The organism is Paenibacillus sp. FSL H8-0282 (genome assembly GCF_037963825.1).
Taxonomy (GTDB): domain Bacteria; phylum Bacillota; class Bacilli; order Paenibacillales; family Paenibacillaceae; genus Paenibacillus_AQ; species Paenibacillus_AQ odorifer.
This window is the reverse complement of sequence record NZ_CP150146.1, coordinates 6,619,137-6,639,887: the sequence shown is the minus strand read 5'-3', so window position 1 is coordinate 6,639,887 and position 20,751 is coordinate 6,619,137. Positions and strand designations below refer to the sequence as shown.

Annotated in this window: 18 protein-coding genes; 13 read left to right on the top strand and 5 right to left on the bottom strand. The window is 43.0% G+C overall.

Annotated features, from left to right (window positions below; translation table 11 throughout):
- Nucleotides 1–184: 184 nt before the first annotated feature.
- From NST94_RS28855 to NST94_RS28845, 3 genes are all read left to right on the top strand, one after another.
- Nucleotides 185–820, top strand: coding sequence for a response regulator transcription factor (locus NST94_RS28855; protein ID WP_076124152.1), 636 nt, complete (start codon nucleotides 185–187; stop codon nucleotides 818–820).
- Nucleotides 821–904: 84 nt separating this feature from the next.
- Nucleotides 905–5,986, top strand: a complete 5,082-nt coding sequence (locus NST94_RS28850; RefSeq protein WP_076282183.1) for an AAA family ATPase — start codon at nucleotides 905–907, stop codon at nucleotides 5,984–5,986.
- Nucleotides 5,983–6,636 (top strand): response regulator transcription factor, encoded by a 654-nt coding sequence (locus NST94_RS28845; protein WP_076282182.1) that lies wholly within the window; start codon nucleotides 5,983–5,985, stop codon nucleotides 6,634–6,636. Before NST94_RS28850 ends, NST94_RS28845 begins: the two co-directional genes overlap by 4 nt.
- Before the next feature lie 12 nt (nucleotides 6,637–6,648).
- Here NST94_RS28845 and NST94_RS28840 read toward each other — a convergent pair whose 3' ends face one another.
- The gene (locus NST94_RS28840) at nucleotides 6,649–7,059 is read right to left on the bottom strand and encodes a DUF2752 domain-containing protein (protein ID WP_280753242.1); all 411 of its coding nucleotides are present in this window, start codon (nucleotides 7,057–7,059) and stop codon (nucleotides 6,649–6,651) included.
- Nucleotides 7,040–7,378: a DUF4234 domain-containing protein gene (locus NST94_RS28835; RefSeq protein ID WP_051491231.1), complete on the bottom strand. Its 339-nt coding sequence runs from the start codon at nucleotides 7,376–7,378 to the stop codon at nucleotides 7,040–7,042. Before NST94_RS28835 ends, NST94_RS28840 begins: the two co-directional genes overlap by 20 nt.
- A gap of 219 nt (nucleotides 7,379–7,597) precedes the next feature.
- On the opposite strand from NST94_RS28835, the gene NST94_RS28830 reads away from it, so the two are divergent.
- Complete coding sequence (locus NST94_RS28830; protein ID WP_036682263.1) at nucleotides 7,598–7,939, top strand: zinc ribbon domain-containing protein YjdM; 342 nt, start codon at nucleotides 7,598–7,600, stop codon at nucleotides 7,937–7,939.
- A 55-nt stretch (nucleotides 7,940–7,994) separates the two neighbouring features.
- Here NST94_RS28830 and NST94_RS28825 read toward each other — a convergent pair whose 3' ends face one another.
- Nucleotides 7,995–9,659 (bottom strand): diguanylate cyclase, encoded by a 1,665-nt coding sequence (locus NST94_RS28825; protein ID WP_280753203.1) that lies wholly within the window; start codon nucleotides 9,657–9,659, stop codon nucleotides 7,995–7,997.
- A 283-nt stretch (nucleotides 9,660–9,942) separates the two neighbouring features.
- On the opposite strand from NST94_RS28825, the gene NST94_RS28820 reads away from it, so the two are divergent.
- From NST94_RS28820 to hmpA, 9 genes are all read left to right on the top strand, one after another.
- Complete coding sequence (locus tag NST94_RS28820; RefSeq protein WP_076124143.1) at nucleotides 9,943–11,001, top strand: LLM class flavin-dependent oxidoreductase; 1,059 nt, start codon at nucleotides 9,943–9,945, stop codon at nucleotides 10,999–11,001.
- 55 nt (nucleotides 11,002–11,056) lie between these two features.
- The gene (locus NST94_RS28815; RefSeq protein WP_076132951.1) at nucleotides 11,057–11,521 is read left to right on the top strand and encodes a RidA family protein; all 465 of its coding nucleotides are present in this window, start codon (nucleotides 11,057–11,059) and stop codon (nucleotides 11,519–11,521) included.
- 176 nt (nucleotides 11,522–11,697) lie between these two features.
- A complete protein-coding gene (locus NST94_RS28810; protein WP_280753202.1) occupies nucleotides 11,698–12,732 on the top strand; it encodes a stalk domain-containing protein in 1,035 nt (344 codons plus the stop codon).
- Between the two features lie 141 nt (nucleotides 12,733–12,873).
- Nucleotides 12,874–13,881: a sigma-70 family RNA polymerase sigma factor gene (locus NST94_RS28805; RefSeq protein ID WP_076124138.1), complete on the top strand. Its 1,008-nt coding sequence runs from the start codon at nucleotides 12,874–12,876 to the stop codon at nucleotides 13,879–13,881.
- A 112-nt stretch (nucleotides 13,882–13,993) separates the two neighbouring features.
- Entirely contained in the window at nucleotides 13,994–14,689 is a 696-nt protein-coding gene (locus tag NST94_RS28800) for a response regulator transcription factor (RefSeq protein ID WP_076124136.1), read from the top strand.
- A gap of 108 nt (nucleotides 14,690–14,797) precedes the next feature.
- Nucleotides 14,798–15,649 (top strand): M15 family metallopeptidase, encoded by an 852-nt coding sequence (locus tag NST94_RS28795; RefSeq protein ID WP_076124134.1) that lies wholly within the window; start codon nucleotides 14,798–14,800, stop codon nucleotides 15,647–15,649.
- Nucleotides 15,649–16,170 (top strand): VanZ family protein, encoded by a 522-nt coding sequence (locus NST94_RS28790; RefSeq protein ID WP_076124132.1) that lies wholly within the window; start codon nucleotides 15,649–15,651, stop codon nucleotides 16,168–16,170. The genes NST94_RS28795 and NST94_RS28790 overlap by 1 nt, the downstream gene beginning before the upstream one ends.
- A gap of 38 nt (nucleotides 16,171–16,208) precedes the next feature.
- Nucleotides 16,209–17,045 (top strand): YitT family protein, encoded by an 837-nt coding sequence (locus NST94_RS28785; RefSeq protein ID WP_036682251.1) that lies wholly within the window; start codon nucleotides 16,209–16,211, stop codon nucleotides 17,043–17,045.
- Nucleotides 17,046–17,253: 208 nt separating this feature from the next.
- Nucleotides 17,254–18,459: an NO-inducible flavohemoprotein gene (gene hmpA / locus NST94_RS28780; RefSeq protein WP_076191609.1), complete on the top strand. Its 1,206-nt coding sequence runs from the start codon at nucleotides 17,254–17,256 to the stop codon at nucleotides 18,457–18,459.
- Between the two features lie 63 nt (nucleotides 18,460–18,522).
- Here hmpA and NST94_RS28775 read toward each other — a convergent pair whose 3' ends face one another.
- Nucleotides 18,523–19,629, bottom strand: coding sequence for a DUF4163 domain-containing protein (locus NST94_RS28775; RefSeq protein WP_339281511.1), 1,107 nt, complete (start codon nucleotides 19,627–19,629; stop codon nucleotides 18,523–18,525).
- Nucleotides 19,630–19,814: 185 nt separating this feature from the next.
- On the bottom strand, nucleotides 19,815–20,663 hold the full coding sequence (locus NST94_RS28770) for a metallophosphoesterase (protein ID WP_339281510.1): 849 nt from the start codon (nucleotides 20,661–20,663) through the stop codon (nucleotides 19,815–19,817).
- Nucleotides 20,664–20,751: the final 88 nt, after the last annotated feature.

The window sequence follows — 20,751 nt, the reverse complement described above, 5'->3', positions numbered from 1 at the left end:
GGGGGTTTTTATGTAAAAATATCCATTTTGTCATATGACAAAAGAAATGACAACGCTCACTATAAGCGGTGTAGTCTTTTAACTATACTTAATCAGAAATGCGCCAAATTTAAATGAATACTCCAATTGAAGCTTTTTATACAAAGAAGTAAATAATGTATGCGGTTTAGAGGGAGGTGTTTCTGTGAAAATCATCATTGTAGATGATCATCCTTTAGTTAGAAGAGGGCTGGCATCTGTCATTGCAATGCAATCGGATATGCAATTTGCCGGTGAAGCTACGAATGGTCCGGAAGCACTTGATGTGATTGAAGAGACAAAGCCAGACATTGTCCTCATTGATCTTAAACTTGCTGATGAATCAGGACTGGATGTCATTAAGATAGCACGTACCCGCGGCATTGTTAGTAAATTCATACTGTTGACTTCCTCTGCGAGCAGAGAGGATTTTTTGAGGGCTGAAGAAGTATTGGTAGACGGATATGTTCTGAAAGAGGCACTGCCGGAGGAATTACTGTTTGCTATCCAGTTGGTGTACAAAGGGAGAAAATACTATGATCCTGGTCTAATGGAAGAAAAGATGCGAATGAGCGCCAGCAGTCCAACAGATGAATTGACACCAAAAGAGAAGGAAGTCCTGATTCAGCTTGGACAAGGTGCTTGCAATAGAGTGATTGCCACACGTCTTTTTATCAGTGAATTTACGGTGAAGAAGCATGTCAGTCAGATTTTAGCGAAGCTGCAGGTTACTGACCGGACACAGGCGGCATTGTGCGCAAACGCGATAGGATTAACGAAATATGAAATGTCTTATGAGTAGAACGGCAAGATCAGATGTTATAATGGCTTTAACTACTTTGCGAGATTGAGTATTCTGTCTAATTGTAATTAGGGAGTGCTGTTGATGTTTGAATTGCCAGGATACCAAACCTTAGATCTGATAGATAATACCGCAGATATCAGGTTATACAGACTCCTACGTCAAGAGGACGGCCTGAGGGTTATCGCTAAGACAACAATAGGAGAATACCCGGGAGCTGCCATGGTCGATGCTTTTCGTCATGAGTATGACATGCTTAAGCGACTTTGCGGTCGTGGTGCAATAGAGCCGTACAGTTTGGAAATTATGGCGGACCGACCAGTCCTACTCTTAAAAGATATAGAGGGGAGTACCCTTGGGCAGATCCTGCGTATGCCTGTTAATTCACTGGGTCTTCCAGCGCTGCTTCGAATCGCTACAGCTATTGCTGATTGTCTTATGCAAATTCATCGTGAAAAAATAACACTAAATGAACTAACCCCCGCTCATCTAATCGTAAATCCCATTACTTTTGAAGTGAAATTTATTGATATAAGAATGTGTTCTACCGAAAACACCACGAGTCCTTTGTCGCCGTTAAGCGGTCGGCCCGATGTTCTGCTTCCTTATATAGCTCCAGAACAAACGGGACGAACCGGAGTCAAACCGGATTACCGTTCTGACTTTTATTCGCTGGGGATCATCTTATATGAATGCCTCTCGGGCAGCCGTCCCTTTGAGCTGCATGATGTTGTTGATATTGTATATCGTCATCTTGCAGATACACCTGAGCCTCTGCACCGCAGGTTCCCCACTATCCCTCTATCGGTCTCTGATATTGTTGGTAAATGCATGGAGAAAATGCCTGAAGCGAGGTATGCCAGCGCGTTTGGCATTAAATCGGATCTTGAGGAATGTCTATCCCGTCTAGAAGAATCCGGACATATTGAGCCTTTTCCACTAGGAAGCTGGGATATCCCAGAGCGCTGGATGGTATCAGGACGCTTCTATGGAAGACATCTTGAGCAACAAAGCTTAAGAGAAGCACTGCAACGAGCATCACAAGGTGCCGTAGAGACGGTTTGGATTAGCGGGGAGAGTGGTATCGGCAAAACAACCTTTCTGAAGGAGACCCTTACAAATACAGTCTCTTTGGATGGTTTCTTCGCCAGAGGCAAATTCGAATCCCGACATACCTCACTCCCTTATGGCATCTGGCATCAAGTCATAGAAGAGTTGGTTAGTCAGCTGCTGATGGAAACAAAGTTGCAGGTGGAGGTTTGGAGGCTGCGTATTCTACAAGCAGTGGACAATTACGGTCAGTTGCTGATCGATTTTGTTCCTAAGCTTGAACTCTTGATTGGCCCTCAACCCTCCGTGCCTCCACTGCCACCGCTGGAAGCTCAGCATCGCTTTCAATTAATCATGAGCCGATTTATTCAACTCTTTCCTCATGAGGATCATCCTTTGATCTTGGTATTGGATAATTTGCAATGGGCTGATGATACGTCGCTGCAATATCTCACTTCGCTTATAGAGGATACAGCAACGACTCATCTGCTAATCGTGCTTTCCTATCGCAATCGGGAGATTACAAGGCTGCACCCGCTCAGTAGGCTGGAAAAACATCTGATTGACCGCAACGTAGCGATGAGCAGAATTTCTTTACAAGCACTTGAACTCACCGATTTAAAACAACTGCTACTTGATGTTATGCGTTACGAGGCAGCTGACTTGGACGAGCTGGCGCGCGTGCTGCTTCATAAGACAGATGGAAACCCGTTATTTATTAAGCAATTCCTTCAAGATTTGATAGATGATCAGCGAGTGGAATTTGATGAGAATATTCGAAGCTGGAAATGGGATCTCCAGCGTATTACTGAATTGAATGTACCCGATAACGTAGCTTCATACCTTTCAAGTAAATTGCAGCAATTTCCTGAACAGACGGTATATGCACTTAGCAGAGCCGCATTTATAGGCAGCCTATTTGATTTACGTACACTTGCTGATATTACGGAGACACCGATAGAGACATTGAACGATGCGTTGGCGGTTGCTGTACATGGGCGCTTGTTGCAGCCCGTTAACGGGGAGGAATATCCGCATTATAAGTTCCAGCACAACCGCATTCATCAGGCAGCATATACTTTTATTTCCGAAGAGGAGCGTTCCGAGCTGCATTGGAGGATTGGTCTGTTATTGCTAGGCCGAGGCCCGCTTAGTGAAGGAACGACTCTATTCGAAGCTGTCCATCATTTGAATCAGGCACTTACATGGTTAGACCGCCCTGAAGAGAGGCTTCAACTAGTAGAGCTGAACTTACAGGCAGGGATAAAAGCGAAGCAAACAACCGCACATGAGACAGCCTTGCAATATATGCTTCAGGCAACGTCATTATTAGAGGAGCAGAGCTGGGAGGCGCATTATGGGCTGACCTTCCGGGTATTTCGTGAGAGGGCGGAGCTCGAATATTTATGTTCCCATTTTGATACGGCTAATGAATTATTCCATCTGTTAATTGATAAAGCTACGACAAATATGGATAAGGCTTACGTCTACGTAATGAAGGTGCAGTTGGAAGCAAGTAATGATAACCATGAAGAGGTGATCTCCTTAGGCCAGCATACCTTATCGTTACTGAAAGTGAAGCATCAATTTGATCCTAGTTATGCTCAATTGACGCTTCAATGGTTACGATTGCGGCATAGACTCAAGAAGGTCTCACTCGAATCGCTTACTCTTTTACCTCCAATGACTGATGAAGCACGTAGAATCGCAATGTCTACTTTAGATCATTCAAGCAATGCTTGCTTTTACGTCAATCGAGAAGGGTGGCTTGCTTCTTCCTTCACCATGATTGAATTAACGCTTGATTATGGGATGACTCCGGAGGCTTCCATTGGATTCATAGGTTATGCAATGTTTCAATATTATTACTTCCGTAATGATGAAGAGACATTCAAATGGGCCATGCTGGCGTTCAGCTTATCCGAACCCTATCCGAAACAGCACATGACAACCTTAGCCGCGTTCGCCATGTGCTACGATAGCTGGCGGCATTATGATCCTGCTATGCTCCATACGTTTACCGAGAAAGCTGGTAAAGTAGGACTGGAGTCAGGTGACTTATGGAAGGGCAACCAGAATGTGCTGATCAACTGTGCTTCCCTTTTGCAATTTGGCCATCCTCTAGGCGATATCTATGAGCGATTAATTACTCATTCCGGTGATTTGCTGCGCCATAACAACAGTCTTCATTGTAAGCAGGCTATTGTAGCAGCGGCCATTCTTGTTCGCTTGACAGGTTATCGCTCTATAGATGATCCCTTTCCCATTGCGGAGATTAGCGAGCCTGCTTTTGCACAGTCGGTTCATGGGGACACCTTTGATTTTATACAAGAAATGGTCTGGATCTATCAATATTTGACGGGCTATGTATTTGGGGAATACCGAGAAGCCAGTGAGGCATTAGCCAAATCAGCCGCCATTATAAAATCACGCGAAGATGGCCTAGACAGTCCCATGCAGATCATGTATGAATGTTTAGTCTGGGCTCAGTTGTATGAGGAATATAACGCTGAAGAGCAACGTACATATCGGGCAAAAATGCGTAAATGCTTGAAGAAAATGAAAAAGCTTGCCAGGCGTTGTCCGGGGAATTATCAGCATAAATATCTGTTAATGAAGGCTGAGTTAACTCGTCTATCGCGAGATCTCCGCCAAGCTGAAGCATTGTATGAGCAATCCATTGAGAACGCTCGGATCCACGGTCATATTCACGATTTAGCGATGGCAGCGGAATGTTATGGCAAATACGGGCTTCGTCATGGCAAAATGCATCTGGCAAGAATCTATATGACTGAGGCCTATGAGGCTTATCTGCAATGGGGCGCAAAGGCTAAAGCGGCTGACCTGGAGCAGCAGCACCGCCATTTGCTGCATATTAAACGAGAGCCCGGGCTCGATCGTGTGGATTCCCTTTCTGTGGTAATGTCTGCCCAAGCATTATCCGGCGAGATGGAGATGAGCCGATTATTGGCCACGCTGATGCGAATCATGCTCCACAATGCTGGGGCAGAATATGGGGCTGTTATTTTTGATCATGACGGCAAATGGATGGTGGAAGCTTATGGGACCTCAGAAGCCCAGCATATCGAATCTGTTCCACTTGGGGAAGAATCGGGGTTGGTCCCGGCAGCGATTATAGCTTACGCGGCAAGAACACAAGAACAGGTTGTATTACATGATGCACTCAGTGAAGGAATATTTACACGTAATACTTACGTTAGGAATAATAGACTGAAATCGGTTCTATGTCTCCCCATCATGAATCAGAATAAATTGGTTTGCCTGCTCTATTTAGAGAATAATCTATCGCCGGGTGTATTTACTCCAAGCAGACTCGATGTGCTCAAGCTGCTTGGTTCACAATGCGCAATCTCAATCGCTAATGCCAAGCTGTATTCGGGAATCCAATATCTCAAAAAAAATCTGGAGGATCAGGTGGTAGAAAGAACTCGTAGCCTGGAGCGTTCGATGCGTGAAACATCTGCGGCGTTGGCCGAAGCTACTGTTTTTGAGGAACGCAATCGTATTGCCCAAGAGATTCATGATATTGTCGGGCATACCCTTACATCGACGATTCTGCAGATTGAAGCTGGCAAGCGGCTGCTTCAGAAGAAGGAGATAGACAGCGGCTTTCAGCGTCTGGCTGAGGCCCAGGATCTTGTGCGGCATAGCTTGAATGAAATCCGCGGCTCTGTCCATATGCTGAAAGAGGACAGGTATTCTGATCTAACCGTGATGCTGAAGCAGTTGATTCGAGATACAGAACGCAATGCAGGCGTTGTTGTTCATGCAGTTATTTACGATCTGCCGGAAGCCATGTCAACAGCCTATAAAAAGGCAATCTATCATGCTTTGCAGGAGGGCTTAACTAATGGGATCAGACATGGGAAGAGTGTGGAGTTCCATTTTAGTCTGGAGTCTGTTGGAGCAAACTTGCAGTTTAGACTCAAGGATTGTGGGCTAGGGATGGGTCCAATCGTGATGGGATTTGGACTTAGGACGATGAAGGAACGGGTTGAGCAGCTGGGAGGCAGCTTATCCATCGATTCAGAAATGGATGAAGGCTGTTTACTGGAAATTGATCTGCCCATGCGAAGGGTTGTGGATAGAACATGAGTAAAATAAAAATTGTAATTGCCGATGATCAATTGTTGACGCGGGAAGGACTTCGCACCATTTTGGATCTGGAAGATGATATGGAAGTGGTTGGTGCTGCCAAGAATGGAGAAGAAGCTTGCGAGATGGTTGAGGCACTCCAGCCTGATCTGGTGCTGCTTGATATTCAAATGCCAGTTATGGATGGCCTTAGCGCCTTGAAACGAATAAAGCAGATTCGCCCGAACATCTTCATTCTGATTCTGACTACTTTTATAGAGACTGATTATATTGTAGAGGGGATGGCCTACGGAGCAAGCGGTTATATGCTGAAGGACATGGACGCAGATAAAATGATCGCTTCGATTCATGATACGTTATCCGGGCAATTTATTCTGCCAGCTCTGGTAGCAGCCAAACTGGCATCGAGGATGAACAGGTTAACAGAGGACTATGAACACTGGCAAAGATCGGGTCTGGATCGTATCAGTCTGACAGAACGGGAAGAGGAGCTGGCACAGCTCATTATCCGGGGACTGAATAACCGTGAAATCGCCGATACATTACATATTGCCGAAGGTACGGCGCGTAATTATATTAGCAATCTTTACAGCAAATTAGAAGTGGTTGATCGGGCCCAAGCGATTGTGCGACTGCAAGCTATTTTGTAATAGTTGTTGCTGTTAACGAATTACTGTCGGGGCCAAATATTCAAACAGCGGGAGATTCCTCAGTATTCCAAATGTAACGGTCAGAATCAACATTATAGCCATAATTGCCTGGCTAAGAGGCCGGATTTGCTTCTTATTATTAATCCAATACAACATATACAGAGGTGCTAAAATAAACAGCAACGGGTTAAATCTAAACGCTTGAATAAGGTCGAACTTCAGCAAGGAAAGAATAACTCTTGTGACTCCACATCCGGGGCAATACAATCCAGTCCATTCATGAAATGGACAAGGGATACTAATATTGGTTAAGGGTATCCATGCTTTGAGATAAACTACGCCGACGAGACTTAAGGACACACCCCAAAATAGTTTAGGATGTGTCCTTTTATAAATCGTAAACTTATACCAGTTTATTAACATCGGATTGTACCAAGGCATACGTGACAATACCCAGACCAAAGAGTGTCAGGATCACATAAAGCACTGAATTATCTGACGGGTATTGGCCGCGCTGTCTTTGAGCTTCAGCAATATGTTTACCTACCTGATAGGCCCAAATGAAGCTCCAGATCCCGCACGTAACCAACGTTAGAAGGAAATGTTTTCCTCCTGTAAATGTATAGTCTCCACTCAGTTCGCCTACCTCATTGGTTAGAACAATAAACCAATATATTGTATAGAGCCCACATGTAATTAATGACAAAATAATGGCGAATGCAACACTTCTGCGACTTATCATTACTCACTCTCCTATGTATTTACATAAAAATTCGACATTTCCATCTTATTGAATTAGGGAAAAATATACAAGACAATATTTGAGAATTACTGTCCGCTGTCGAAATCTAGACAAACTTACTGCTGATATCTAGTGGAAACCTTACCAAATATGAAATATACTTTTGAGGCTATGCACTGGAACCAACTAGATTTACATTAACGAATGGAGGACACTTTGATGTCTACTTTGCCAAATTGCCCGAAATGTAATTCAGAATACACTTATGAAGATGGTAGTTTGCTCGTCTGCCCGGAATGTGCGCATGAGTGGAGCCTCGACACAGAGGCTGAAAGCAGTGAAGAGAACAAGGTTGTCAGAGATGCCAACGGAAATATTTTAAATGATGGAGATGCTATAACTATTATTAAAGACCTTAAAGTAAAAGGAAGCTCATCCGTTCTGAAGATAGGAACAAAGGTGAAAAACATCCGTTTAGTGGACGGAGATCATGATATTGATTGCAAAATCGATGGTTTTGGAGCTATGAAATTAAAGTCCGAGTTTGTTAAAAAGATCTAAAAAATAAGAATCAGCTTAACTTCAACAGAAGTAGGCTGATTCTTTATTTTAAACGTTATCTATTAATCTCAACAATCTGATTTCGTCCGGCATTTTTTGCTTGATATAAGGCTTTGTCCACTGATTCGAATAAATCATTTAGTTGATTGGTCAGGCTTTCTGTATATTGTGCTGCAAAATTACTAATGGACAGCAGTCCCATACTAACAGTAATCGAGAGGGAATGAGCAACATCCTCTACATGTACTTTATTAGCTTCTATTATAGATTTGATATGCTTTGCTAAGTGGTTTGCTTGTGTTTGATCTGTATTTGGTAAGTAAATGATAAATTCTTCTCCGCCATAACGCGCCAGAACATCCGTCTCCCTCAACGTTTTCTTAATTACCTCTACCGTGCTGCAAATGACGACATCACCGATTAAATGGCCGTAATTATCATTCACTGTTTTGAAAAAGTCGATATCCAGAAGGATGATAGCAAAAGGCTGCTTGAGTTTCATATTTTCTATGATCTCATGCTCTAAGTGCAACGTTAAGTAATGACGATTATAACAACCGGTTAGGCTGTCCGTTATGGCCATCTGCTTAAGTTTTTGGTTAGTCTGCGATAATTCATCCTGGATTTCAGTTAATGCAGCATTACGCTCTTGCAGGGTCTCGTTCTGGTGATTGGTCTCGGCTATGAGGCGATGCAGCTCGCTTCTGTCCTGAAAAGTGAGAATGCGTCCAACCCTGATTCCACCTACCACAATCGGCGCCGCAGTAATGTTAATGTATGCATCGAGTGAGGTGTAGAATAGTTCAACCTCAGTCCTCTCCATGGGCTGGTTCAAGTATGTATGAAGGAATAAATCGAAAGCTCCGGAAGTTTGCTCTATGGGTGCGATGGTCGACACGTCAAAGTGAGCACCGATTTGCAGATGGATTTTTGGAAAAAGCGAGCGATTGATTTCTACTACAGTCTCACTATCATCCAGTACAAGAATTCCTTCTGTAATGGTGTCAATGATATCCTGATGGGCGATGGTTACGAGATCAAATATTTTATCCCGATGGATAGCAATTACGAAAAAGATTGCCGAGATTAAGATCCCCAGAGAGGTCAGCCCTGGAATAACTGGATCAGATTTAAGCAATACCACATTAAGAAAAACATCCAATAAAATAAATACCGTTAGCACCAGCACCCCTTTGAGCACATGAGCAACCTGTTTTTTGATCCGCTGTGTAGTGTTTGAGACTAGCGCTGAATAGATAATATACAGAGAAATCATTACGCTGGTAGTTAAGAAGATAATAAGCAGCCAAAAAATCGGACCATAATATCTTTCGATATATCCGCCGTTCATAGGGAGAACAAAACTTCCGTTTGGATTGGCGACCACCCCTACTAAGATCAAAGCTGCGAGAATGTATAGGATCAATGTGTTCTTTTTTCGAAGGAGATGTGATTTTCCGGTGAGTAGTACCGTGAACAGAAGCCAGCCAATGGTTAACAGAACCGAGTCGATAAATGCGAGCTTCACATAAAACAATTGAAACTTGGGATCATCGGTTGTTTTGATAGCGAATTGGCAGAAGGGCCATAACATCATAGTAAAATGAAAAACTAAGTATGCTTTATGTAGGTTAGTGATAGTTACAGACGCAAATATGTAGATGAACAAAGCGAACAAAACAAAAAATAATAACAAATCAATCCATGTCATGATATTCATTTCAGTGACACCTTCTCCCACCCGGTTAACAGTTCTTTCATGTTACCTTGAATTTTATTCGTTGCCATATGATTATTTGTTCTACGACAACCGCTATTTGTTTAAGAGTCTTTCAACATATTCCTTCAAAATCCTCTATTTGTAAGCGTGGTTTTGCAAATTTTAAGGATGAGTTTCCCGGGAAACTAGGGTTGGACAGAATGACTAGCTTTTTTAACCTTAACTTGTGTTATAATCAAACAAACAATTTAAAGAGGAAATTATAGTTAAGGGGGATTTGTAAGTGGAAATAGGAATAAGCACGTTCGTAGAAACAACACCGGATGTTCAGACGGGTGAAGTGATAAGTCATGCGCAGCGATTGCGCGAGGTTGTAGAGGAGATTGTGCTTGCAGATCAGGTGGGTTTAGATATATTTGGCGTGGGCGAACATCATCGCAAAGATTATGCGGCGTCTTCTCCAGCAGTTTTACTGGCTGCGGCGGCCTCACAGACGACACGGATTCGGCTAACCAGTGCGGTTACAGTACTTTCCTCTGATGACCCCGTACGTGTGTTTCAGGATTTCGCTACCCTGGATGGAATCTCGAATGGACGCGCAGAGATCATGGCAGGCCGGGGTTCTTTTATTGAATCGTTCCCGCTGTTTGGGTATGATTTGAATCATTATGATGAGCTGTTCGATGAGAAGCTGGACTTGCTGCTCAAAATACGGGAATCCGAAAAAATAACCTGGAGCGGCGTGCACCGTCCTGCCATTAATAATCTGGGGATTTATCCGCGTCCCGTGCAGAATCCATTGCCAGTATGGATTGGCAGCGGAGGAAATACAGAATCCGTAATTCGTGCAGGTCTACTAGGGTTACCGCTTGTGCTGGCTATCATTGGCGGCAGTCCGCTACAGTTTGCTCCGCTCGTGAAGCTCTATAAGAAGGCTGCAGCGCAAGCGGGACATGATGTATCGAAGCTGCCCGTTGCTTCGCACTCACACGGCTTCATTGCAGAGGACAATCAGCAGGCTGCCGATATGTTCTTCCCTTCTACACAAGCTAGTATGAATGTTATTGGCCGGGAACGCGGATGGGGTCAATACACCCGTGCAAGCTATGATGCGGCGCGTAGATTTGAAGGTGCCTTGTATGTAGGTGACCCAGAGACCGTTGCTGAGAAAATCATTCACCTGCGCAAGCAAGTAGGCATCACACGATTTATGCTGCATGTGCCGCTTGGCACAATGCCTCATAAGGATGTAATGAGAGCCATTGAGCTATTGGGTACCCAAGTAGCACCCATTGTTCGCGCTGAGATATCGAGATGGGAAGCAGAGGTTGAAGCTAAGTAGTAACTATGATCTTACTTAATTATTGAAGCTGTTGATAATGGAGGGGGAGATGGATATGACAGAGCACACTATAGCGAGCAGACTCGAAGCATTAGGAGTTGTCCTGCCTGAGGCTAGTGAACCGGCGGCAAAATACGCTAACTACGTAATTGTTAATGGTTTATGTTTTGTGTCGGGAAAAGGACCAGCGGGCCATCCCAAAGGAAAGCTGGGACAAGACTACACTACCGAAGAAGGCTACCATTTTGCACGTTTAACGGGTATAGAGATCCTTGCCGTCCTGAAGACAGCTTTAGGTTCTTTGGACAAAGTGAAAAGAGTAGTCAAAATTCAAGGCTTCGTTAATGCAGATCCCCTTTTTGAAGAACATCATAAAGTGCTTAACGGTTGTTCAGATTTAATGCTTGAGGTGTTCGGAGACAAGGGTGTTCATGCTCGTTCTGTATTGGGTGCTGTTTCTGTAAGGGATAATCTTCCGATCATTATTGATTCCATTTTTGAAGTTGAGGAACCTGTCTAGCCGGCTCCATGAGGCATATTTAAAAAGAGGACTATGATACCGAAAGGTGATCGTAGTCCTCTTTTTTTAGGTGCTTATGCCGTAGGTAGAGGATTACCCCAAAATTTGTAACAAAACTAATCACCCTTTTTTTAGTAACAATAGGTGTACATATCAATCAACGAGGTGATGACATCATGAAATTTCAAAAGAAAGCTATGTTACTTTTACTACTTACATCTATGCTATATACTGCTCCGGCCTATGCGGCGACAACGCCTCAGACTCCGGTTACAGCCGTTTATCTGGATGATCAACAGCTACAATTGGGGGCTCAGCCCTTGTTAGTAAACGATACAGTACTAGTTCCTATGCGTAAGTTATTTGAAGCTCAGGGGGCAAAGATTACTTGGAATAATGATACCAAGACCGTTAAGGCAACCAAGGGCGACCTGGTGCTGACCTATCATATTGGTGATCAGGCAGTGAATAAAAATGGCCAGTCCTTAAGTGTAACGGTTCCCGGCCAGATTGCCGGCGGTTATACGATGATGCCACTGCGTTTTGTCAGCGAAGCTTTGGGCAGCACTGTGAAGTGGGATACCACTACTCGTGCCGTTCGTATCTACTCGGCACTGGATTACGATACGACAATTCTGTATGGGGTTAACCTGCGAACTTTGCCAGACTCGTCAGCCCAATCAACGGTGCAGCAAATGTTGTCAGCAGGAGATAAGGTACATGTGGTTAGAGAAGTAGATGCTTTATGGTTAGAAGTGCGAACACAAGATAACAAGAGTGGCTATATATCTGCTAAACCCAAATATAGCAATTATACTAGTACGGCTCTTGTAGAGCGGCAGGGAAGCGAGCTGCTTGCTTACGGAGAAAAATATCTGGGAACACCTTATGAATTTGGTGCTGCTACTGACCAGACGGCTACCTTTGACTGTTCTTCCTTTGTAGGACATGTATTTAAGGATGTGTTGGCAATTGACCTGCCACGTGTCTCTTACAATCAGGCCAAAGAGGGCAAAGAGGTTGGAATTAACGAGCTGCGCAAAGGGGATCTGTTATTCTTCAGTGCACGTGGACTTGATATTGGGCATGTGGCGATTTACGCGGGAAATAATCAGATCCTACATACGTACTCCAAGGAGCTTGGCGTTCATTATGAAGCCTTAAGTGACAAGTGGAAGAAACGTTTGGTCACGGCTCGCAGATTGTTTTAGCTAGGTAATAATTAGGCTATAATTATCACGGTGTAGAAAAGTTGAAATCCCCTCTCCATTAAAATTTATTTGCAGGCATAAAGACGGTTTTTGAGTCTCTTTTCCGTCTATGTTATGAGCTTGATGTTAAGGAGGAAAATAGTGACTTGTACGGACGCAGAACTGGTAGATAAGGTGTGTAAAGGTGACATGGATGCATTCAGTGTACTTATCGGCAAATATTCCAATGCAGTATACGGGGTTGCTTATGGTAAATTGGGTGATTTTCATACCGCACAAGACATTGCCCAAGAGGTTTTTGTTAAAACCTATCGCAAATTACCTAACTTAAAGGAGCCTGAGAAACTCGCCAGTTGGTTATATGCGGTTACTGCACGGGAATGCATGGATTGGTTTAGGTCAAATAAAAAGAAAACTGCTTACGAATTCATGCAAAAAATGGAGGTTCCGCAGCCAGAATCTACCGAAGATCAGCTGCTCAGAAAAGAACTCCAGCAAGATGTGTGGAAAGCCTTAAACACCCTATCAGAAGCTAACCGTATAGTCACAATTCTCTACTATATCGACAATTACAAGGTTAGGGAAATCGCCGATTTCCTTGATTTATCCAGCGAAGCTGTTGAGAGTAGACTCCGCAGATCAAGAGCGATCTTAAAAAGGGAGATGTTGAGTACAGTGAATAATAATCTTAGTGAAAACAAATTACAGGACGAATTTAAGAAGAGAGTCTTTCAGGATGAAAGAATGACTGAAACGAATTTTCGTCGTGTGGCTATGGGCCAGAGTGAATTTGATGATATTGATATGCATAAAACAAACTTCTCCAATGTAAATATGGAGGGCACCGGATTCGATAATATTAATATGAGCAGTACTACCTTTAATGACATCAATATGCATTCTGTTAAGTTTAATGAAGTGGGGCTGTGGGAAATAGAGGTTAGTAATAGTGAACTAGGGGAGGCTTATTTCCACGATATTCATTTGTACGGTAAAGGCAATAAGTTTGAGCGATGCCAGCTGAACGGGACATCCTTTGTAGATTGTGATCTTTCGAATGTGGATATAAGAGACTGCAATCTTTCAGGCGTCACAGTAAATGGGATTTCATTAGAGCTATTGTTAGACAGCTATAATAAAAGGAAATAAACTATATAAATCATAGATTTAATCGGAAACCACTTCTTTCTAGGAGTGGTTTTTGAGTTTAGGGTATAATGGATGAAGAGTGTACAGCACAACCTATAGGAGTGAAAAATAGATGAAGCGCATCACCATTTTAATTGCGGATGATGAGGCGGAAATTGCCGACTTGGTGGCCTTGCATTTGCAAAAAGAGGGGTATCATATCCTCAAAGTGTCCGATGGAAGGGCAGCGGTACAAGCCATTGAGTCGCAAACGATAGATTTGGCGATTCTGGATATAATGATGCCGGGGCTGGATGGTTACGAGGTCACCCGCCATATTCGGGAGCATCATCATCTGCCGATTATTTTTCTGAGTGCTAAAACTTCCGATCTTGATAAAATCACCGGACTGGTTATGGGTGCAGATGATTATATGACCAAACCGTTTAACCCAATGGAGCTGGTCGCCCGGGTCAATTCCCAGTTGCGGCGCTCCATACAATTCAGTCAGCCCGCAGCCATACCTAAATCGGTGCTAGAGGTTCGGGGATTGATGATTTCACCGGATGAGCATACGGTTACTCTTTATGGTGAGGTTATTGAGCTAACTCCAAAAGAGTTTGATATTTTGCACTTATTGGTCAGCCATCCTAAGCAGGTGTTTAGTGCGGAGAACATTTTTCAACAGGTGTGGGGCGATGCTTATTATGAGAGTGGGAACACGGTCATGGTGCATATCCGTACCTTGCGCAAAAAGCTCGGTGAAGACATCAATAAGAATAAATTCATTAAGACGATCTGGGGCGTTGGATATACTTTTAATGGGTAAAGCCCGTGAAATTTATTTATTTTAAGAAAAACTTTATATTTGTCCCGCCTTTTCTTTAAAGTGTCTTCGTTATTCTATTCCTATCAAGGAAATGGGAGGACATTGCTGATGAAGAAGTGGGGCTTTTTGGCATTGGTTGTGTTGTTGCTTGGGTATGCAGCGGCTCGTTATTTACCAAATACGGGTAATTTAGGATACGATGATAAGATTCGCAAAGAATCTATTAGAAATAACAATAGTTTAGAGGTAGTAACACAAGATCAAGTGTATCAAGGGGATTTGTTGCTGGTGAACAAACAATACCCGGTACATGAGGATAGTGTGAAGTCTGATATCGTGACCTTATATGAGCAGGCGGATCTGGTGCAGGGTTATGGGCTGCTGGATACCTCGATTCGTTTGTCTGAAAGTGTAGCGCATAAATTCAATAAGATGGTCAAAGCTGCCGAAAAAGAGGGTGTGAATCACTTTTTAATTAGCAGCGGGTACAGGGACTTTGAAGAGCAAGAGAAATTATATCAGGAAAAAGGTTCCGACTATGCTTTACCGGCGCAATATAGTGAACATAATTTAGGATTATCTCTAGATATCGGGTCGTCCCAATCAGAAATGAGTAAAGCGCCTGAAGGAAAATGGCTGCAAAAAAATGCCTGGAAATACGGCTTTATTCTCCGCTATCCGAAAGACAAAACCGAGATTACGGGGATAAAATATGAACCCTGGCATTTCCGTTATGTAGGGTTGCCGCACAGCGCCATTATTCATGAGAAAGGGCTTGTGCTAGAACAATATTTGGATTTCTTGAAAGAGAACAAAGAGATTTCAACAACAGTAGACGGCAAGGCTTATACAGTAAGTTATTTTCCGGTATCCAAATACACTACGATCAAAATTCCACAGGAAGGGCAATATATGACGTCAGGCGATAACATGGATGGCATAATTGTTACTACATATTAATGACTAAAGAGCCGAAAAAAAAGTCTGCTATAAACCTTTTGCTGGCAGCGATATTTATCGTCTATATGTATTTTTTAATCCGAATTATTTTATTTAAAGGTGCACCGGTGAACTTATTATCGCTTTGGGAGCAAGCGGGACGTATGTTTGAACATCCAGACCGGATTTTTAATCGGCGAGGCAACTATATTCCTTTTAAGGAGATCTCCCGGGGGATGGACGATCTGTCGCTTTCAGATCCTTTTTCATCGATTAATTTAGTAGGGAATTTGTTGGCCTTTATTCCGTTTGGGATCTTGGTGCCCATGCTGTTATCGCAAAAAGTAAGGCTGTTTCGAAGAGTTTTCTTCCTCTCGCTGGCGCTGAGCTTCTGTTTTGAATTCACACAATTAGTATTGTATATCGGCACCTTTGATGTGGATGATCTTATTTTGAACACTGGCGGCGGGGTGGCTGGTTACTGTATCTATAGACTGTTGACTTCTTTCGGATGGATTGCATCTATATCAAAGCGGTGTTAGTATTTGTGGATATAGATCTAGGGTAGAAGGGGCATGGTATGAAAAAGCGTATTTCGGATATTGTTTCCATCATTGTAGGAGCTTTGTTATTCTCCTTGGCCGTTAATTTGTTTGTGATTCCGAACGAGTTCGGTGAAGGCGGGGTCACGGGACTGACTATGATTACTTACTATTTGTATCAGTGGTCACCCGGTATTGTTAGTTTGATTCTTAACGCTTTATTATTAATTGTGGGGTACAAATTTCTAGACAAAACTACGACGGTATACACGATTATTGCGGTGTTTTTCAATTCGTTATTCCTGATTCTTACGAAAAATTGGAATATTGGCAGCGATGAGTTGATAATTAATGCAATATTCGGGGGTATCTTCTCAGGTGTGGGTATCGGGCTAATTATACGAGTGGGTGGAACGACTGCAGGGTCAACCATCATCGCCAGAATCCTACATAAATATTTGGACTGGAATGTTAGTTACGCGCTACTGCTCGTCGATTTAATTGTGGTGTTCGCTTCGTATTTCATCATTGGAGTACAAAGTCTGATGTTTACGATCGTGATGCTCTATGTAGCCACTAAGATAATGGACTTTATTATTGAGGGAGTGAACCCTAAGAAGGCTGTTACGATTGTATCCCAAGAGCAGGACAAAATTGCTGAACAGGTTAATGGAATTATGGATAGAGGCGTCACAGTAATATATGGCCGTGGGTACTATACCAAGACACCTAAAGAGCTGCTGTATATTGTGATTAGCAAGCAGGAAGTGACTATGCTTAAGAAAATCGTCAAATCCATTGATAAAGAGGCGTTTATTACCATCCACGATGTACGAGATGTATTCGGAGAAGGTTTTGTGGAGCTGTCAAAATAATAAGATAAAAAGCTATCCCGGAAGCTATAATGGCTGCTTGGATAGTTTTTTTGATTTTGGGCACGTTATTGTGATGGATATCATTGCAATTATTGGATCGTTCACATTTTTTCAATTTCCCGTGTGATTGAACGCACACTATGGGATGTGCAGCTTCTATATGCTTTTTATAGAGGAATTAATTTATTGCAGGAAAGAGGGTATTTAGATGTTAGATCAACAAACCATTGAAATCATAAAATCAACGGTGCCCGTATTGCAGGTTCATGGGAAGACCATCACAACTACTTTCTATGGCATGTTATTTGAAAATCATCCGGAGTTACTAAATATATTTAATCATGCCAACCAACGGGAAGGTAAACAGCAGACTGCACTTGCTAACGCCGTACTCGCGGCGGCAATGAATATTGATCAGCTGGGAAATATTTTGCCTGTGGTAAAACAGATTGCGGAGAAACATCGGGCATTGGGAGTATTACCTGAACATTATCCCATCGTAGGTGAGACTTTGTTAGCTGCTATTGGGCAAGTACTTGGCGATGCGGCGACGCCGGAAATTATTGATGCTTGGGCAAAGGCGTATGGCGTGATCGCAGATGCCTTTATTGGTGTCGAAGCAGAGAAGTATCGTGAAGCTGCCGAAATTCCCGGGGGTTGGAGTGGATTTAGAAACTTTGTGGTTACTAAGAAGGTTAAAGAAAGTGAACTTATTACTTCCTTCTACCTTTCTCCTGAGGATGGAGGGGCTATAGCTTCTTACTTGCCGGGTCAATACATCACGGTTCGTGTTCAGCCTGAGGGAGAGGAATACACCCATGTTCGCCACTATAGTTTGTCCAGTGCGCCGGGACAGTCGTATTACCGCATCACAGTTAAACGGGAAGGTGAAGGGCCGGATAAACCGGCTGGAGTCGTATCTACTTTCCTTCATGATGTCGTACAAGTGGGAGCTATATTGGAAGTAAGCTCGCCAGCAGGTGATTTCGTACTAAATAAAGATAGTGATCGTCCAGTGGTTCTTATCAGTGGTGGGGTTGGACTAACCCCTATGGTAAGTATGCTGGAGACATTAATTGCTATGCAGCCAGAACGAGAGGTAACGTACATTCATGCAGCCATCAATGGAAGCTTGCATGCTATGAAAGAAATGGTGGCGGATTTGGAGCAGTCCCATCCTACCCTACGATCCTATGTATGTTATGAAACTCCAAGTGAAGGAGATACGTTCCATAAAACAGGTTATATTGATCTAGCTTGGCTGCAAGAAGTAACAGACGTAAACTCTGAATTCTATTTCTGCGGACCGACTCCTTTTATGAAGGCGATATATAAGGCTCTTAAGGAATGGAAGGTGGCTGAAGACAGAATTCATTATGAATTCTTCGGCCCGGCTGGAAGTTTGGAAGCCTAAGCTGTAAAACCAAAAGAGCGTCCCAGTCCTAATGACTGTGACGCTCTTTTTTACAATAGAAGTTTATTTGAAGGCAGCGAATGGGTTAGTTCCCTTTGGTAATATTGAACTGAAATTAAAGGTGTACGTAGGAATTCCAGCCGCATAAGGGGCAATTTCGTACTGTTGGTAGAAGATTGCAAGGCCACTCTCGGAAACGTAGAAGTTTGGTTTTTCTGTTAGTCCGCCAGGTGTATCTGGAAAAGCTAGCTCCTTGGTGCTTTCCTTCAACATTTTATCTAATTTTTGTTTGTAGTTTGGCTCTGCCTTCAGCAGGTCCTTAAGTTCAATTGGTTTGCCGTCTTTCAGCGAGAAGGTAAATCCTTCACGAAGGGCTCCACCATGTGCTCCACCAGTATAGCCATATTGATCAGTCACGATGCTCAGAACCCCTTCACGGTTAAAGGAGACAACAAAAGTTTGAGAGAAGTCATATTTATTCTCTATAGTACCATCTCTACGGCTAGCCTGTTCTTCACTCTCTGCGACGAATTGTTCAGCTTGCTTTTTGAAGATCGCATTAATCTTAGTCTGCACTTCATCCGTTAAGCCACTGATTTTTGGATACTGTACTTTGATACTAGCATTTTTATTGCTCTTATCTAAGGTTTCAGAGGTAATTTTGATGTCATTCATTACTTTTTTAATTAGATCAAGTGATTTCAATGAAGGATTATAAACGCCTTGCACTCCTAAATAGTCAGACAAGAGTTTGAACGGAACATAAATCCGGTCGTTGATGACCTTCACATCATGACTGCCGGTCATGCTATAAATGTAATAGCCATTCAGGGTTGTACTAACACCGTAATCTGAGACCTCCATGTCCAGCTTCATGGAATCGCTGCCTACACTATAAGTTTTGGTGCTTGCATTATAGTTAATGGAGAGGCCAAAAGCATCCCGTAGTACAGTTAAAGGGATCATGGTGTTGCCGTTTACTATTTTCGCTTGCTGCGATAAGGTCTGGCCTTTATATTTAAGCACTACAGAGGGTTGCTGTGCGGCTTGTTTTACCGTATTTCCTCCGGTAGTTGCGGCTTGAACTGAAGTTCCTCCTACTAGTCCCGACCCTCCAAGCAATACTCCAGCAGCCAAGATGGCTGAGGTCCATTTCATACTTTTATTCATAACTTAATCTCTCCTTCCCAAGGATGGGCTTATGTAGTTGCAATATGATATTTTTTCCTCTATCACTCCTACAATTATACCTAGGTCCCAAATAGATTTGATTACAAAGACGGTTACAGTGTTGTTGCATAGATATGCAAAAGGTATATACTTTTTAACCATTTTGTACGATTAAGACACTAGCATTAAGAATGTAAAGTAATTACGGTGAGCTCGGGACGACAATTAAAACGAACAGGCATACGAGTTACTCCTATCCCGCGAGTGGTATAGACCTGAAGTTGGCTGTTGGGCAGTTGATATAACCCACTTGAATATTTACTTCCGTGAGGCGGGGTATATAAAGCTCCGACAAATGGAAACCGCACTTGGCCTCCGTGGCTATGGCCAGACAATTGCAGATCTATAGGCAGCTTACAAAAGTCATCGGCGAAATCAGGTTCATGGGCCAGGAGAATTGTGCAAGCCTCTTCCGGGATATGAAGCAGCGCTTGGGCGATGTCTGCTTTTCCGACCCAAGGATCATCTATTCCGGCAATATAGAGCTTGTCCGTACCTTGGGTTAGGACGATATGTTCATTATGGAGCACGTGGAAGCCCGATTGTGTTAGCCCTTTCGTTACAACCTTTCTGGTCCCAAAAGCATCATGATTGCCTAATACTGCAAATTGTCCAAAAGGAGCCCGCAACTGAGAGCACAAGGCTACGGCTTCTGAAATATAATCGGCTGAATGATCTAATAAATCGCCGGTGAAGCAGATCAGATCTGGCTTTACATGTTGAATTTGCTGCGCTAACTCCGTTAAAGCTTGCGGCTTGGAATATACCCCCTGATGTAAATCACTAAAATGAACGATACGAAATCTATCGAAGGCTGGAGAAAGTCTAGGGAGTGTAATATCTACATGTTTGATTTCCAGCCAGTAGGGTTCGATCCAATGTGAATAGATGCCGGATGCACCAGCTGTTCCAAGAAGGCCTAGAGTTACTTGAGCGCTTTTCTGTAGAAATTGTCGTCTGCTAATAGTATTCATAAACAAATCATACGCGGGGATTGTTACTCTACTATGACAATATTCATTTAATAACCCATTGTGACGATAAAACTACATATACATTTTT